Here is a 14,562-nt window from a genome sequence, read left to right as displayed (position 1 = left end):
CCGCGCCTCTGTTGTAAAATTCAACTTTTTTGGGTTTTTCTATCTGTAAATTTATTTTAAAAAAGTTTTTTTTTTACCCCCCCCCCCGTTAAAAATTCACTCTTTAAAGATTCTAAAAATTCTTTTTCAAGTGTGAGGATATTTTTGCTTCTCTCCAAGATTCTTTTTGCAGGGTTGCCAAAGTAGATTCCAAAAGGTTTTGTAGGGCGAACAACAAGGCTTAAAGCCCCCACACTCACCCCCTCGCTTAAGCCTTTGCTTGAGGGTAGAATCACGCTTCCAGCTCCTACAATGCAGTGCTTTTGCAAGATGAGCTGTGAGCTACTAACACGCTTAAAATGTGAGGGTATCATAGGATTGGTTAGGCTTTTCCCACTATAATCATCACTTGAGCTAAAAAGGCTTACGCGTTGCGAAAGACCGCAAAAATCTTCCAGCACAATGCCAGCTTCCCCACCAGAGAGACTAGCCCACGCCCCTATGTGAATAAAGTTACCAATTTGTATATTGCCATTCAAAATAGCAAAATCATCAATGCGGACATAATTGCCAACACTTATGCGTTCTGCGTTATAGAGACTTGCTTTTTTTGAGATAAAAATATTTTTTGGATTTTTTGGAAGCTTTATGCCTAAGTCCATAAGCTCATTTATGCTGTAAAATCCATTCATACGGCAATCTTTATAGAATAAGATGAAGTGGTATAGTGCGAGAAAAGACAAAAAGATTCTGTGTGGAATCTAAAAAAATAAAAGCAGGAGTTGCAAGGATAGAGATATTTTACTCTATCCCCCCCCCCCGTTAAATTTTTATCTATTTGTAAAGAGAGATTCTTATTGGAATAATGCGTGGTGGATTCTTGCAAACTACTTTGCGAATTGCTTTTGTTGGCTAGGCTTGGGCTTATGCGAGAGATATTTTGTGAAACTTCTAGCGGATTGTTATAAAGCAGAGAGTTTGGTGCAACAGCGGTATTGTGAGCTAAAATCATATTGCTTCCTAAAAAACTTCCTTCGCCGATGTGGCAGTTACCATTGATGACACTTGCGGTGGAGAGATGACAAAAATCTTCTACAACGCAGTCGTGTTCTACAAGGGCTTTTGAGTTGATAATACAAGCTGTGCCGATTTTAGCATTTGTATTCACAAGTGCGTGGTGCATAATGATACTTCCTTCCTTAAGATTCACTCCCTTTGCGATATAGGCAAGTGGGGATATGATAGTGGGGAGATTATAGCCTATGGCTTTAAGGTTTTGGTAAATACGCATTCTATGCATGTGAGTTTTAATCTGTCCTAGGGCGATAAAGGCGATTTTGACTTGAGTATATAAAGATTCTAGCAATTCATCTCCGCCAAGTATAGGGTAGCCTAGCACTTCGCTAATGCCATTTTGTAAGGCATTAGAATCTACAATGCCACAAATCTTAAAGCGATTTTCCTTCTCTATCACATCAATACAAGCCCTAGCGTGTCCGCCACCGCCTATGAGCAGAATCTTTGGCTTAATGCGGTTAAAGATGTGCAATGATATTCTAGCCATTAGCTAAACTTTTTAAGGCTTGGATTCTCGCACTGCTTGGAATATTCACAATTCTATCCCGCAAGAATCTTGCATTATTTAGCCCATCACTTTGGCAGTGGCGATACATATTAAGTTCATTATTAAGCTTCCAAATAGGGCGTGTCATAATGCCTTGAGCGTTGCTCTGCTTTAAAAACTCATCACGCAAAGATTTGGAATCTAGTAGTAGGGCATTAAGCCAAAAATTAGGCTGTGTGCCAACTCTAGCACCTATAAAGCTACAATGTAATTGCGTAGCAAAAAACGCTTCATATTCTTTAGCAATGTCTTGCTTATCGCGTAAAAATGCTGGGAGCTGCTCTATTTGAGCTAGGGCTAGGGCTGCATTAATATTTGGGAGACGATAATTAAATCCTAGCATATCGTGTTGATATTCATAGGGGTGAGGGATTTTAGCCGTGGTGGTAAGGTGCTTAAGCTTTTTTGCTAATGCTTCATCTTGGGTAAGAATCGCCCCACCGCCACCGCAGGTTATGGTTTTATTACCATTGAAGCTAAGAATTCCACAGATTCCAAATGTGCCGGTGTGGATTTTAGAATCTGCATTTAACACATAGCTGCCTAAACTCTCCGCCGCATCTTCAATAAGTAAAATCCCCCATTCATCGCATATTGCTTTAATCTCTTGGATTCTTGCAGGGTGTCCAAAGGTGTGCATAGGCACGCAGGCTTTAAGAATCTTGCCACTTTGCTTATTGTAAGTGGTATTGCCTTTTTTTATTGCATAAGATTCTAAAAAGGCTTTGAGATAGAGCGGAGAAAGCCCCATTGTGTCTAAATCTACATCAACATACACCGGAGTTGCCCCTGTATAGGCAATGGCGTTGCTTGTGGCGATGAAGCTTAGGGGTTGGGTTATGACCTCGCATTCTGCATTGATTCCAAGGGCGTGGAGTGCAGTGTGGAGTGCGGAAGTGCCATTTGTAGCAGCTATGGCATATTTGCTAGAGCAAAATTTTGCTATCTCTTTTTCAAATGAATCTACAAATGCCCCCACACTTGAAACAAAACCACTATCAATACACTCTAGGAGATATTTTTTTTCATTCCCCATAAATCGTGGCTCGTGCAAAGGGATAAAACCTTGCTCATTCTCATAAAGCTCACGGATAAAAGCAAAAATATCCTTAAAATCACTCATCGTTTCTTGAATCCTTTGTGTTTGTGTTGCGGAGTAACCATCTTTTACAAAGCCGACATTATAGCAAAAACATTTTCTTCTTCATAAAAAATTATCACTTGGGATTATAGCAGGTTTATCTCCTTGGAGCAACCTATCAATAGCCACATTATAAGAGATAGCGCGGCAGTTTTCACACGCACCTTTGGCAAACTTTTCGTGTAATTTTGCAATCACTTCTCTATGTCTTTTGGCATTCCATAAGTCTAAAAATCTATGCTCGTTAAGATTGCCTAGACTATATTCTTTGTTGCCTATAAGGGGTTGGCAGAGATACACTTCGCCATCATAGTTTATAAATACATTGCTCCGCATAGCAATGGCGTTGCATAGCACACTTTTTTGGAGCTTGGGCAGATATGTGCTGCCATAATGCCCCACGCCATTATTTTTGACATTAATAAGATTGGTCGTGGCGGGGTTTATGTGTGAAAGTCCATTTTCTATTTGCTCTAATACACTTTGCTTTTGTTCTTCGCTCAAATCAATGGAGCGTTTCTCATAATCCACCGCAGGGATAAAGATAATATAATCAAAACCCTCTTCCATAGCCTTTTTATAAGTATTAAAAATCTCTTGGTAATTAATGCCATTGATAACACATCTTGCCCCAACGATGAGTTTAGAATCTTGATCTTTTAGCTTTTTGGGCAGTGAGAATTGCCCCTCAAAATGATTAGCCCCCACGATTGCCTTATACTGCTCTTCTTTTGTGGAATACACTGACACGGCAATGTAGTTAAATTGTCGCAAGAGCTTATAATGCTCAGGCTTAATCGCCACAGAATTTGTGATAAGGGCTACTTCCATTTGTGAATCTAGCATCATTTGAGCATAATCGTGCCATTTGCTAAGGGTAGTTGGCTCTCCACCACCGGAGATATAGGCGGCTTTTGTGCCAAGGAAGCTTAAGTCTTTGATTGTTTGGGTGATGACTTCGGGGCTTAGGCGGGATTTGTTTTGGCGTCTTTGTCCGTAGCTACAATGCACGCAGTTGTAATTACAGCTCGCACACCAGTGAAATTCCGCAGCAATGGGTGGTAAAGAGTTTAGTATATCCCCCCCCCCGTTAAAATTCTCTCTCTTATGCTTTCATAATGTGGAATAATTTTATTAGAATCTAGCAAGGTGGCGAGATTCACTTTTTTGCGATTCGTTTCTCCACTATTGACATTTTGTGTGGGGTTTGTGTTTTGTGAAGTTGTTGGCATTTTTTCTCCTTTGGATTTTTTTAGATATTGTAAATATCACTTTTGTATTTAGCAAGATTATTTGGGTTTGAAAACCACTCAATTGTTTCCTGTAAGCCTTCTTTGAGCGTGTATCGTGGGCTAAAGCCTGTGAGAGATTGAATCTTTGTATTATCACACCACAAACGGAAGACTTCGCTCTTTTCGGGGCGGATTCTCTGCTTTTCTGTGATAAATTCCACATCACTTTTCATTAGCTCTTTTATCAGCTCTAGTGTATCGTGGATACTTATTTCAGCATTTGAGCCGATATTGATAACTTCGCCTATGGTATTTTCCGATAAGGCTAGAGCGATAAATCCCGCACAAGTATCTTTGACATAGTTAAAATCCCGCGTTGGCGTCGTGTCGCCTAACTTAATCTGCTTTGCCCCATTGGCAATTTGCGTAATGATAGTTGGGATAACAGCTCTTGCACTTTGCCTTGGTCCATAGGTATTAAAGGGTCGTGCTATGGTAAGGGGCAGACAAAAGGCGTTATGAAAACTCATCGCAATGGCATCTGCACCGATTTTACTTGCGGAATATGGGCTTTGAGGTTGTAATGGGTGCTTTTCATCAATGGGGACATATTGTGCCGTGCCATAGACTTCGCTTGTGCTTGTGTGGATAATGCGTTTCACACCTGAATCTAGCGCAGCTTGGCAGATATTGAGTGTGCCTTTGATATTAGTATCCACATAGTTATCTGGTGCAACATAAGAATAGGGAATGGCGATGAGTGCGGCAAGATGAAATACCATATCCACACCTTTACAAATATGCTTACAAAAATGCGGGTCGCGTATATCGCCACTTATCACTTCAATAGAATCCAAATAATCAATATCTTCAAGCCAACCCCACGAGTTGAAGGAATTATATAAGCTTAACGCCTTAATTTTTGCGTTAAAAAATACTGAATCTTGTATTTTGCTTTGCTCATAAAGGGCTTGTGTAAGATGAGAGCCGATAAAGCCATCTGCTCCTGTGATTAGAATCTGCATAAATCTCCTTTTATTTTTATTAAAACAACGCATTGACTTGTTCAATAAAGTCCATTGCATCAACATTTGTGCCATTTATCACAATGCCAAAATGCAAATGCGCTCCGCTTACACGACCTGTATCGCCACTTTTGGCAATGACTTGCCCTTGCTTTACCATATCCCCTTGCTTGACTAGGAATTCATCAAGGTGAAAATACACACTATACACGCCCGAGCCGTGATCAACATAGATTGATTTGCCTGAAAGGTAGCGATCCTGCACGAGGGCTACTTTTCCGTCATTTGTAGCAAGGATAGGTGTGCCAATACTGGCGCGTAAATCTGTGCCGCCGTGGTAGCTATTGACTTTGCCATTAAAGATTCTAGCACTTCCATAAGGGCTAGTGATAGCAGAATCTAGCGGCTTGATAAAAGGCTTATCCCACAAACGCCCTTTTGTGATGGTGGCATAAGTTTTCACAGCGGCATTTTTTTCCTTTTCTATGCGTTTTGCTACTTCATTAGAATAGCTCACTTTATCGTTGGCAACATTGATTTGCTCCTTTTTTGGATAGTCTTTTTGGAGAATCTTGATTGTTTGCGGACTAGATTCTGTTTGCTTTGGGCTATGCAAGGTTTTAACGCCCTCGTCATAATAGCCTATGGGAATAAAGGCTATAAATTCCCCCTTTTTACTAGGGTGAAGCATATAATGCAGGGATTTTTTGCCATTATTGTAGTGAAGGGCTTGTGGGGTAGAAGTTTGATAGATAAAGATTGTGCCATTATAGGCTGTAGAGTTTGCTTTTTTGCTATTAATGGGGTGAGGGGCATTTGGGGCTGTTTGTGATGTGGCATATGTATATGGAGTGGAGCATAGCACAAGCAGGGCTAATAGGGTGGCTCTAAGCCAAATCTTGCGAAATAAAAGCATAGGAATCCTTTGTTCTTAGAATCTAAAAAGGCGGGATTATAGCAATTCAAAGCTTAGATTAAAGAATATTGCGTTAAAATCGCCACTTTGTTTTCTAAAAGCAAAAATAATACTTCAATTCACAAGGATACGCGATGTATGCAATTTTTAAGAATGGAGGCAAACAATACAAGGTTGTTGAAGGGAGCATTGTGCTACTTGATAAGATGAGCCTTGAGCCGAAGTCAAAGGTTGAATTGAACGAAGTTTTAGCCATTGTCAATGGTGATAAGGCACAAATTGGCGAACCTTTTGTAAAGGGTGCTAAGATTGAAGCTGAAGTTATCAATGAAGGCAGAGGCAAAAAGGTCGTTACATTCAAAAAACGCAGAAGAAAAGATAGCAAGACAAAAAGAGGCTTTAGACGCGATTTTACTCGTGTGAAGATTCTCAAAATTGTAGCAAAATAAAGGAGCAGAAATGGCACATAAAAAAGGTCAGGGTAGCACCCAGAATAACCGCGATTCAGCTGGACGCCGCTTAGGTGTGAAGAAGTTTGGTTCTCAATTTGTGCGTGCGGGGAATATCATTGTCCGCCAAAGAGGCACGAAAGTGCATCCGGGCGATAATGTAGGACTAGGCAAGGATCACACAATTTATGCGTTGATTGATGGGATTGTGAAATTCCAACAAAAAGACAAAAACCGCAAGAAAGTTTCTGTTATCCCCGCTTCTTAAAACTTTTAGATTCTGCATTACGGCAGAATCTGGCTATTTTGAATTTTTCCTATTCTCACCCTCTTCCTTTTCCCATTTATCCATTTTAAAATCTTAAAAATCCTTGGCATAAAATAGGCTATTTTGTTAGCTTTACTTACTTTTTGCATATAAGGTTCTAAGGGCTTTAATAGTGGGCGGACATATTTAGGATCAGATTCAAAACTCACAGCACCAAAAGCATATATAGCCCTCACTTGTAAAAATTCTATAAGTTTATTTTTTAATGCTAATTGAGAATCGTCCAAACTCTCAATATAGGCTAAAAGTCCAAGACAAATATAAGTGCAGGAGTAGGCAAAGTGATAGTGCTTGATTTTATAGCTATTAGCAAATGTGTAGGCTATCTCTGCAAGATAGGGTGGATAGGGCTTGAGCGTGGAATCTTGTTTAAGCGTATGGTCGCTTGTAGAATCTGCCCTTAAGCGATAGATATATAGGGGATTTGGTAAAATTTTGATAGCTTTTGCCTTAGCAAAAAGGAGCATACCAAAGAGTGCATCTTCACTTTGGATTTGCGGAGCAAATCGGAGTTTTTCACATAATGATATATGAAAAACTCCCCCCCCCCCACACACACACGAGAAGCCTTCTATATTAGCCCATATCTCACTTGCATTTAATGGCTTTTCAATCGCTTTACTATCAAGTTTAAGCCACTCTAAAATACTTTGTTTATAAGGGCTTGGGCTTATGCCATCTTCATAAATATACTTCGTATCGTGCCAAATAATATCGCATTCCCCTATATTCTCTATACAATCAACGCTTAACATATCATCAGAATCTACAAAATGTATATATTCAACTTGTTTTGGTGGCATAGGTTTGTGGGAGAAAACAATACAAGATGACAAGGTATAATCCATAGGCTTATGTGGGAGATTTAAAGAATGTTTATGAGATTTTGTATAGATAGGAGAGTGGCTTGTATGAGATTCTAGTTTATGCCCCCCCCCCCATAGTCATATAGCTAGAAGCAAAAGAAAATACATTGCCTGTGAGATAATCTATATGATTGGCACTAAGGGCATTTGGCGTGAGATTAGCCTGTAAGATAAAAGGCACAGACTGATGGTCTAAAGTGGGGTTTGTAGAATCTGCTCTATTTGGCGATAGGTGAGATGTGTTTGGTTGTAAAAGTGGGGTTGTGGCAAATCCATTGCTTACATACTCAATCCCCACATTCCTCGCACTCCCTTGCCCTCCATTGCTTTTGCATATAAGTGTGATTCTATAATCTTTTTCAAAATATGCTTTTGCTATATCAGTGCTTTTATCTGTGCTTCCATCATCAACGAGTATAATCTCTAGATTCTTATATGTTTGATTGATAAGAGAATCTAAGCAATCTTTTAAATATTTCTCCACATTGTAAATTGGCACGATAATGGCGACTTTTGGCTGATATGAATTTGTATCTTTTGACATTGTAACGCTCCTTGGTTGGTTGATTGTAGGGAATGTTTGGAATTATAGCGTATTATTTTATTAATGTTTTGATTTTGCAAAAATTAGAGTGTAGGAAAGTGTATGTTTGTAGATAGTGTGGATATTTTTATCGCTTCTGGTAAGGGTGGAGCTGGGGCTGTGAGCTTCCGCAGGGAAAAGTTTGTGATTCAAGGTGGTCCTGATGGCGGCGATGGCGGTGATGGCGGCGATGTGTATGTGGAGGTGGATAATAATACTGATACGCTTTCAAAATTCCGCGGAGCAAGGCATTATAAGGCTAAGAATGGGCAGTCCGGTGGGGCTAGGCGGTGCAGTGGCAAGAGAGGGGAGGACATTACTATTAAAGTGCCTTTGGGGACGCAGATTCTAGATTTTGACACAAAAGAGATTATTATTGATATGGATAAATGCCCTATGCGTTCGCGTTTGCTGAAAGGTGGCAAGGGTGGGCTAGGGAACTCGCATTTTAAAAACTCCACAAATCAAGCTCCAACCTACGCTCAAAGTGGCTTGAGTGGGGAAGAGCGACATATCGCCTTGGAGCTAAAACTTATTGCTGATGTGGGGCTTGTGGGCTATCCTAATGTCGGTAAATCCACACTCATTTCTGTGCTATCAAACGCCAAGCCAGAGATTGCGAATTATGAATTTACCACGCTTGTGCCAAATCTTGGTGTGGTTGATGTGGGGGATTATAGCTCGTTTGTGGTGGCGGATATTCCGGGCATTATTGATGGGGCAAGTGAAGGCAGGGGGCTAGGGCTAGAGTTTTTAAAGCATATTGAACGCACTAAAATGTTGCTTTTTGTGCTTGATGTGAGTAGAAGCGTAGATATTTCATCGCAGTTTGAAAGCCTGTGCAGTGAGCTTATGAAGTTCTCACCCACGCTTAAAAATCGTCCATTTGGGATTGTGCTAAGTAAAAGCGATGTCTTGAGTGAAGATGAGCTAGAATCTAGCTTTGCAACATTTATTGCAAAGTATTTTCCAGCGTTTAAGCCTATCTTGGAGGAATGTGAGCTTGTAGCAGAATCTTTAAAGCAGGAGAGTTTAGATTCTATGCTTGACACGCAGAGCGATATACAAAAGACACAAGATTCTAAAAATTTATGTTTTGTTATGACAATCTCTAGCGTGGCAAATCAGCGGATTGATAGGCTAAAAAGTCTTTTGGCAAAGAGTTTAAGTCTGCAATCTAAAGAAAAATTATCAAAAAGTGAGGGTTAAAATGAAAAGTAAATTCGTATTGTGGGGGGGGGGGGTGCCCTTCAAAGCTAAAAAATAGAATACAAAGTCTTTGTGCCTTCTTACAGATAAATAATTTCTTTGTTTGTGCTAATTTTTTAAATATTGACACAAACTTTTTGGGGGTGGGCTATGCTAACCTCTAAGGTTTTATCATTGGTGCAAGGGCAGATAGATGTATTTTTTGCCCCATTAGATTCTCATAAACTAGAATCTAAGGATATAGTAATGGTGTTAGAGGCATTTAGGCGTTGCAATAGGCACATTTCGCTTAAGTATTATGAATCTCAATTAAGCATTGAGGACTTTTATCATACCGATAAATACGCGACATTTTTGTATTTTCTTTCACACTCTCTGTATAAAGCAGATAAGGCAAAACTCGCCACAAAGGTGTATTATTTAAATAAGATTCTACACGGGATTGATATATATTATGAGATATGTCTGCCCGAAGTGTTTTATCTCACTCACCCTGTGGGAAGTGTATTTGGCAGAGCAGGATATGGGAATTATCTTTGCGTGTATCAAAACTGCACTATTGGGGGCGACACACGAGATGGCGAGATATGTTATCCTACTTTGGGTGAAGGCGTGGTGCTATGTGCGTCAAGCAAGGTTATTGGGAAGTGTCAAGTTGGCGATAATGTCATCTTTGGTGCAAATGCGTTTATTATCAATACAGATGTGCCGAGCAATTCCATTGTGGTTGGCTCGTATCCACATCATAGAATCCTGCCTAGCAATCACAATGTGCTAAAAGAGTTTTTTGGGATAGACAAAGATTTGTAAATAAAGATTCTAAAGACTAATTTCTAATTTTGCTTAGAAAGTCTTTAAGTCTTGGGGTTTGGGGGTTTTCAAAAATTTCTTGCGGAGTGCCTTGCTCTATGATTTTACCCTCCGCCATAAAGATAATGCGACTCCCCACTTCCCTAGCAAATCGCATTTCGTGCGTTACACACACCATACTCATACCCTCATTTGCCAAATCCCGCATTAAATCAAGCACTTCGCCCACCATTTCAGGATCAAGTGCAGAAGTTGGCTCATCAAAAAGCATAACTTCAGGCTTATTCATAAGTGCTCTGGCAATGGCTATGCGTTGCTTTTGTCCGCCGCTTAGGCGGGAGGGATACACATCTTGCTTATCAAGTAGTCCTATGCGTTTAAGCAGTGTTTGGGCTTTTTGTTTAGCTTCATTTTCATTTAAGAGTTTTAAAAGTGTGGGGGCAAGGGTGAGATTTTGCAAAACGCTAAGATTATTAAAAAGATTAAAATGCTGAAACACCATACCCATTTTTGTCCTAGCCTTGTTTAAGTCCCAAGAATCTTGCTTGTTTTGAGGGAAAATCATCTTACCATCAAGCCAAATCTCGCCAGAACTAGGCACTTCTAGGAGATTCAAACAACGCAGCAGAGTTGATTTACCACTCCCGCTTGGTCCTATGATGACAACCTTTTCGCCCATTTTAATATGGAGATGAATATCTGCTAATACAAGCTTAGAATCAAAATATTTTTTTAGCCCATTAATGCGTATCACTTGCTCGTAACTTCCTTTCATAGAGTTTCACAAGATAGCTCGCACACATCACAAGTAGCAAGTAGGCTAGGGCTAGGAAAAAGTATGGAAACATATATTCATAAGTCGCACTGCCTATGCTTTTAAACGCATAAGTCAAATCGTGAACCGTGATGTAGTTTGCCACGGAAGTTTCTTTCAATAAGGCGATAAACTCATTACCCAAAGTTGGCAGGGAATTTTTCAACGCTTGGGGGAAGATGATATAACGCATACTTAAACTTGAGCTAAGCCCCAATGCCCTTGCAGCTTCATCTTGCCCTTTATCAATGCTTAAGATTCCACTGCGGATAATCTCACTCACATACGCTCCACTATTTAGCCCAAAAATCACCACCGCCACAAGTAAGGCACTCATACCCTTTAGCCCAAAGGCTGGGAGAATCACAAAGTAGATAAAAAGTAGCTGCACCACAATGGGTGTCCCGCGGAAAAAACCAACATAGGCTTTTAAAAACACACATAAGATTCTATGCGGGATTGAAGGGGTTTTGTGCGTAATGGCAATGGCTACAAGTGTGCCGACAATCACGCCAATGATGAGAGCGGCAATAGCAAGCAGCAGTGTCGTGCCAAGCCCTTCTAGGATAAGCTTGTAGCCGCCATTTGTAATAAACTGGTGATAGAAAAGCTCGTATTTTTGTGTGAGTTCCATATAGTCCTATTGTGCGTAATATTTATTGATGATAGATTCTAGTGTGCCATCTTGCCGGATTTCATTGAGAATAGCATTTATAGAATCCTTAAGCTCTTTATCATTAGGTGCTATGCCAATAGCGTATTTTTCATTCGTCAAGGCAATATCAATGAGCTGTGTGCCACTATTTGCCTTGATAATCTCACGCGCTGGCATTTCATCAATAATCACAATGTCAATCTGCTCATTTTTCATAGCAATTGCAGCTAATGCCCCATTTGACAAGCTTTTTACCTGTGCATTATGGAATCCTTCAAAGCCCCAATCGCTATCGCCTTTAGCGTAAAACTCGCCTGTTGTGCCTACTTGCACACCGACTTTAAGATTTGGAATAGATTGAAGTGTTTTTAAAAGCTCTTCTTTTGTGGTGATATTTGCAAATCGTGTATCATTAGCCCTAGCAATCACCATTTGTGAAGCACTAAAATAAGTTTGGCTAAAATCAATAACTTTGGAGCGCGTGTCGTTAATCGTCAAGCCTGAAAGGGCGATATGTGCGTTTCCACTTGCAAGTGAAGTAACCACAGAATCAAACTCCATATCTTTAATTACAAGCTTTTTGTTAAGCTTTTTGGCAATGACTTCAGCAATATCCATATCAATACCCTTAAATTCCTTGCCATCAATATATTCAAAAGGTGCAAAATTTGCCGAAGTGGCTACAACAAGATCATTATCACTGCACGCATTGAGAGTAAATATACCTAGCGTTGCTGTAAGTAATGCTAGGCTTTTAGCCCATAGCGTGAGCGATCTACAAGATTCTAGCAGCTTCATCAATGTTTTCATTGTGAATGTCTCCATGAAAGATAATTTAAGATTTTATAAATAAAGGGCTTAATTGTAATGTCTTAAGCTTAAAATAAAGCCTTGAGCTGTGAATTTTGGATAGATTTATGCGAAATAGTATAGAATCTGGGCAATTTTGGTATGCCTTGTGGGGCATAAAGATACTATTTGAAGTTAAAAGGTGCAGATTCTATGTGGGTAGCAGGGATTGATGAGGCTGGGCGAGGCTGTATTTGCGGGGCGTTGTTTGTTGCTGGTGTGATTGGGAGAGAGGAAAATATTGCACATTTTGGTGCAAAAGATAGTAAAAAGCTATCCCCAAAGCAAAGAGAGCGTATCTATCAAACTTTGTTAGAATCTCAACATAAGGGCGAAATAGGGCTGTTTGTGGTACAGATTGAAGCGTGGGAGATTGATAAGTTTGGTTTAAGCATTGCGATGAAAAATGGCATAGAGCAGATTCTGTGTAGAATTGCGGATTTTGCTACTTCACAGAATCTTAAGGGGCAGAATCTTGCAGGGCGGGAGAATGGATTAGAAGAAATAATCATAGATGGCAATACAACTTTTCACGCTAAGATTCCACACAGCCTTGTGCAGTGGGGTGTTGGGGTGCGGACTTTGATTAAAGCTGATGATACAATGCCTATTGTTTCGTGTGCGTCTATCGTGGCAAAAGTGAGTAAAGATAGGCAAATGCAGGAGCTTGATAGGCTGTTTCCGCAGTATAGTTTAGCTAAAAATAAAGGCTATGGGACATTGCAACATAAAAAAGCCATTGCTCAAAATGGATATTGTCCCCATCACCGCAAAAGTTTTAAGATTCTTATGCAAGAATGTTTATTTTAACTTAAAATTAAATATAAAAGAGATAAAATCTAAGTCGCTTTCAGTTTAAAATAAGGAAATGGGGTTTGCTATGTTGCCGAGTTGGAATGAAAAATTTAGCGTTCATCACGAGATTATTGACCAGCAACATCAAATATTATTTGACCTTGCACATAAGGCGTATAAGATTGCCAACAGCCACACTACGCGCAATGAAGTCAAAGATATGATTACCCAATTTTTTGATTATATGAAAACGCACTTTAAAGATGAAGAGCAGTATATGCAGGCGATTGGCTATCCGCGTTTGGAGGAACATAGGAAGATTCACCGCAAAATCGTTGCGGATATGGCGGTAATGGTGAAAAGCATTCACTCGGCAAATGAGCTTAAAGATAAAATTATGATTATGGCACAAGATTGGTTGCTTACACATATTTTACAAGAGGATATGCAAATTGAAAAATATCGCAAAGAAGCTCAAAGCAAGAACCCAACTAAACAAGCACAAAAGTTTTATCTCTATGTTTGTGCGTGTCCGGGCAAGGAGCATAAACTTACAGAATCTATGCATATTTTTGTGAAAAACAGCACGCAAAGTATTCGTTGCAAAGAGTGCCAACAAAGCATAAAATTTCAAAGTGCGCTTGGATAAATTATATTCGGCTTAAGGAGGAGATATGCTACCGGATTGGAGTAATGATTTTAGCGTTCATCACGAGATTATTGACCAGCAACATCAAATGCTTTTTACTTTGGCTCACAAGGCGTATCGTATTGCAAATAGCCCTAGTTCAGCCAATGAAGTCAAAATGATATTGATTGAGTTTTTTGACTATATGAAAACGCATTTTAGAGATGAAGAGCAGTATATGCAGGCTATTGGCTATCCGTGTTTGGAGGAGCATAGGAAGATTCACCGCACAATTGTCGCAGATATGGCGGGTATGGTAAAAAATGTGCATTCCGTGGAGATCTTAAAAGAGATGATTTCAACAATCGCGAAAGATTGGTTGCTTACACATATTTTGCAAGAGGATATGCAGATTGAGAAATATCGTAAGGAGCAGTTGGAGAAAAATGCCACTTGCGAGGTTCGAGAGGTGCATTACTATTATTATAGCTGTGCGTGTCCGGGCAAGGAGCATAAACTTACTGAATCTATGCATATATTTGTGGAAAACTCCTCCCACCCTATTAATTGCAAAGAATGCCACCAAAAGATTCAATTCAAGGTGCAACGCTAAAATCTCTCTACTTGCTTAGATTCCTGTTTTGTTGCTAGGAATTTAA

General features: G+C 39.8%; 18 protein-coding genes and 1 pseudogene. 7 read left to right on the top strand and 12 right to left on the bottom strand.

Annotation, left to right across the window (positions count from 1 at the left end; genetic code table 11):
* Positions 1–56: 56 nt before the first annotated feature.
* From EBF12_RS00730 to pgp3, 7 genes are all read right to left on the bottom strand, one after another.
* Positions 57–671, bottom strand: a complete 615-nt coding sequence (locus tag EBF12_RS00730) for an acyltransferase (protein WP_121725943.1) — start codon at positions 669–671, stop codon at positions 57–59.
* On the bottom strand, positions 668–1,543 hold the full coding sequence (locus EBF12_RS00725; RefSeq protein ID WP_121725942.1) for a PglD-related sugar-binding protein: 876 nt from the start codon (positions 1,541–1,543) through the stop codon (positions 668–670). Before EBF12_RS00725 ends, EBF12_RS00730 begins: the two co-directional genes overlap by 4 nt.
* Positions 1,536–2,726 carry a LegC family aminotransferase gene (locus EBF12_RS00720; protein ID WP_121725941.1) on the bottom strand — a complete coding sequence of 397 codons (1,191 nt, stop codon included), beginning with the start codon at positions 2,724–2,726 and terminating at the stop codon, positions 1,536–1,538. The genes EBF12_RS00725 and EBF12_RS00720 overlap by 8 nt, the downstream gene beginning before the upstream one ends.
* A gap of 81 nt (positions 2,727–2,807) precedes the next feature.
* Positions 2,808–3,755, bottom strand: a complete 948-nt coding sequence (locus tag EBF12_RS00715) for a radical SAM/SPASM domain-containing protein (RefSeq protein WP_244196277.1) — start codon at positions 3,753–3,755, stop codon at positions 2,808–2,810.
* Positions 3,756–3,814: 59 nt separating this feature from the next.
* The gene (locus EBF12_RS11535; RefSeq protein WP_244196276.1) at positions 3,815–3,976 is read right to left on the bottom strand and encodes a hypothetical protein; all 162 of its coding nucleotides are present in this window, start codon (positions 3,974–3,976) and stop codon (positions 3,815–3,817) included.
* A gap of 20 nt (positions 3,977–3,996) precedes the next feature.
* Complete coding sequence (locus tag EBF12_RS00710; RefSeq protein ID WP_121725940.1) at positions 3,997–5,001, bottom strand: NAD-dependent 4,6-dehydratase LegB; 1,005 nt, start codon at positions 4,999–5,001, stop codon at positions 3,997–3,999.
* A 19-nt stretch (positions 5,002–5,020) separates the two neighbouring features.
* Complete coding sequence (pgp3, locus tag EBF12_RS00705; protein WP_121725939.1) at positions 5,021–5,917, bottom strand: peptidoglycan metallopeptidase Pgp3; 897 nt, start codon at positions 5,915–5,917, stop codon at positions 5,021–5,023.
* 134 nt (positions 5,918–6,051) lie between these two features.
* On the opposite strand from pgp3, the gene rplU reads away from it, so the two are divergent.
* Together rplU and rpmA are read left to right on the top strand one after the other, a co-directional pair.
* Positions 6,052–6,366 carry a 50S ribosomal protein L21 gene (gene rplU, locus EBF12_RS00700; protein ID WP_121725938.1) on the top strand — a complete coding sequence of 105 codons (315 nt, stop codon included), beginning with the start codon at positions 6,052–6,054 and terminating at the stop codon, positions 6,364–6,366.
* 10 nt (positions 6,367–6,376) lie between these two features.
* Positions 6,377–6,634, top strand: coding sequence for a 50S ribosomal protein L27 (gene rpmA, locus EBF12_RS00695; protein ID WP_014666837.1), 258 nt, complete (start codon positions 6,377–6,379; stop codon positions 6,632–6,634).
* Between the two features lie 17 nt (positions 6,635–6,651).
* On the opposite strand, the gene EBF12_RS00690 is transcribed toward rpmA, so the two are convergent.
* Together EBF12_RS00690 and EBF12_RS11530 are read right to left on the bottom strand one after the other, a co-directional pair.
* Positions 6,652–7,542 carry a glycosyl transferase gene (locus tag EBF12_RS00690; RefSeq protein WP_244196275.1) on the bottom strand — a complete coding sequence of 297 codons (891 nt, stop codon included), beginning with the start codon at positions 7,540–7,542 and terminating at the stop codon, positions 6,652–6,654.
* Positions 7,543–7,836: 294 nt separating this feature from the next.
* Positions 7,837–8,104 (bottom strand): annotated as a pseudogene (locus EBF12_RS11530) (glycosyltransferase family 2 protein); the annotation flags it as partial.
* A 102-nt stretch (positions 8,105–8,206) separates the two neighbouring features.
* On the opposite strand from EBF12_RS11530, the gene obgE reads away from it, so the two are divergent.
* Positions 8,207–9,352, top strand: coding sequence for a GTPase ObgE (gene obgE / locus EBF12_RS00680; RefSeq protein WP_121725936.1), 1,146 nt, complete (start codon positions 8,207–8,209; stop codon positions 9,350–9,352).
* 150 nt (positions 9,353–9,502) lie between these two features.
* Positions 9,503–10,162, top strand: a complete 660-nt coding sequence (locus EBF12_RS00675; RefSeq protein ID WP_121725935.1) for an LbetaH domain-containing protein — start codon at positions 9,503–9,505, stop codon at positions 10,160–10,162.
* Positions 10,163–10,178: 16 nt separating this feature from the next.
* Here the strand turns inward: EBF12_RS00675 and EBF12_RS00670 are convergent, their stop codons facing one another.
* The 3 genes from EBF12_RS00670 to EBF12_RS00660 are packed head-to-tail and all read right to left on the bottom strand — an operon-like array spanning position 10,179 to position 12,441.
* Positions 10,179–10,916, bottom strand: coding sequence for an amino acid ABC transporter ATP-binding protein (locus tag EBF12_RS00670; protein ID WP_121725934.1), 738 nt, complete (start codon positions 10,914–10,916; stop codon positions 10,179–10,181).
* Positions 10,903–11,610, bottom strand: a complete 708-nt coding sequence (locus EBF12_RS00665) for an amino acid ABC transporter permease (protein WP_002956489.1) — start codon at positions 11,608–11,610, stop codon at positions 10,903–10,905. The genes EBF12_RS00670 and EBF12_RS00665 overlap by 14 nt, the downstream gene beginning before the upstream one ends.
* Positions 11,611–11,616: 6 nt before the next feature.
* Positions 11,617–12,441 (bottom strand): ABC transporter substrate-binding protein, encoded by an 825-nt coding sequence (locus EBF12_RS00660; RefSeq protein ID WP_121725933.1) that lies wholly within the window; start codon positions 12,439–12,441, stop codon positions 11,617–11,619.
* Positions 12,442–12,633: 192 nt separating this feature from the next.
* Here EBF12_RS00660 and EBF12_RS00655 point away from each other — a divergent pair, with 192 nt between their 5' ends.
* From EBF12_RS00655 to EBF12_RS00645, 3 genes are read left to right on the top strand one after another with little or no spacing between them, the layout of a single operon-like run.
* A complete protein-coding gene (locus tag EBF12_RS00655) occupies positions 12,634–13,290 on the top strand; it encodes a ribonuclease HII (protein ID WP_121725953.1) in 657 nt (218 codons plus the stop codon).
* Positions 13,291–13,348: 58 nt separating this feature from the next.
* Positions 13,349–13,924 (top strand): bacteriohemerythrin, encoded by a 576-nt coding sequence (locus tag EBF12_RS00650; protein ID WP_244196274.1) that lies wholly within the window; start codon positions 13,349–13,351, stop codon positions 13,922–13,924.
* Between the two features lie 25 nt (positions 13,925–13,949).
* Positions 13,950–14,516, top strand: coding sequence for a bacteriohemerythrin (locus tag EBF12_RS00645; protein ID WP_121725932.1), 567 nt, complete (start codon positions 13,950–13,952; stop codon positions 14,514–14,516).
* The last annotated feature ends 46 nt before the right edge of the window (positions 14,517–14,562 follow it).

The sequence above is a fragment of the Helicobacter labetoulli genome (genome assembly GCF_003670275.1).
GTDB lineage: Bacteria > Campylobacterota > Campylobacteria > Campylobacterales > Helicobacteraceae > Helicobacter_C > Helicobacter_C labetoulli.
Note: the sequence above shows the minus strand (reverse complement) of the source record. Positions and strands in the feature narration are given on the sequence as shown.

Bases quoted from the DNA above. Each gene is read 5' to 3' on its own strand.
- EBF12_RS00665 (WP_002956489.1), bottom strand. From the start codon at position 11,610: ATGGAACTCACACAAAAATACGAGCTTTTCTATCACCAGTTTATTACA.
- EBF12_RS00725 (WP_121725942.1), bottom strand. From the start codon at position 1,543: ATGGCTAGAATATCATTGCACATCTTTAACCGCATTAAGCCAAAGATT.
- EBF12_RS00720 (WP_121725941.1), bottom strand. From the start codon at position 2,726: ATGAGTGATTTTAAGGATATTTTTGCTTTTATCCGTGAGCTTTATGAG.
- EBF12_RS00690 (WP_244196275.1), bottom strand. From the start codon at position 7,542: ATGGATTATACCTTGTCATCTTGTATTGTTTTCTCCCACAAACCTATG.
- EBF12_RS00710 (WP_121725940.1), bottom strand. From the start codon at position 5,001: ATGCAGATTCTAATCACAGGAGCAGATGGCTTTATCGGCTCTCATCTT.
- EBF12_RS11535 (WP_244196276.1), bottom strand. From the start codon at position 3,976: ATGCCAACAACTTCACAAAACACAAACCCCACACAAAATGTCAATAGT.
- rplU (WP_121725938.1), top strand. From the start codon at position 6,052: ATGTATGCAATTTTTAAGAATGGAGGCAAACAATACAAGGTTGTTGAA.
- EBF12_RS00645 (WP_121725932.1), top strand. From the start codon at position 13,950: ATGCTACCGGATTGGAGTAATGATTTTAGCGTTCATCACGAGATTATT.
- EBF12_RS00660 (WP_121725933.1), bottom strand. From the start codon at position 12,441: ATGAAAACATTGATGAAGCTGCTAGAATCTTGTAGATCGCTCACGCTA.
- EBF12_RS00730 (WP_121725943.1), bottom strand. From the start codon at position 671: ATGAATGGATTTTACAGCATAAATGAGCTTATGGACTTAGGCATAAAG.
- obgE (WP_121725936.1), top strand. From the start codon at position 8,207: ATGTTTGTAGATAGTGTGGATATTTTTATCGCTTCTGGTAAGGGTGGA.
- pgp3 (WP_121725939.1), bottom strand. From the start codon at position 5,917: ATGCTTTTATTTCGCAAGATTTGGCTTAGAGCCACCCTATTAGCCCTG.
- EBF12_RS00655 (WP_121725953.1), top strand. From the start codon at position 12,634: ATGTGGGTAGCAGGGATTGATGAGGCTGGGCGAGGCTGTATTTGCGGG.
- EBF12_RS00675 (WP_121725935.1), top strand. From the start codon at position 9,503: ATGCTAACCTCTAAGGTTTTATCATTGGTGCAAGGGCAGATAGATGTA.
- rpmA (WP_014666837.1), top strand. From the start codon at position 6,377: ATGGCACATAAAAAAGGTCAGGGTAGCACCCAGAATAACCGCGATTCA.
- EBF12_RS00650 (WP_244196274.1), top strand. From the start codon at position 13,349: ATGGGGTTTGCTATGTTGCCGAGTTGGAATGAAAAATTTAGCGTTCAT.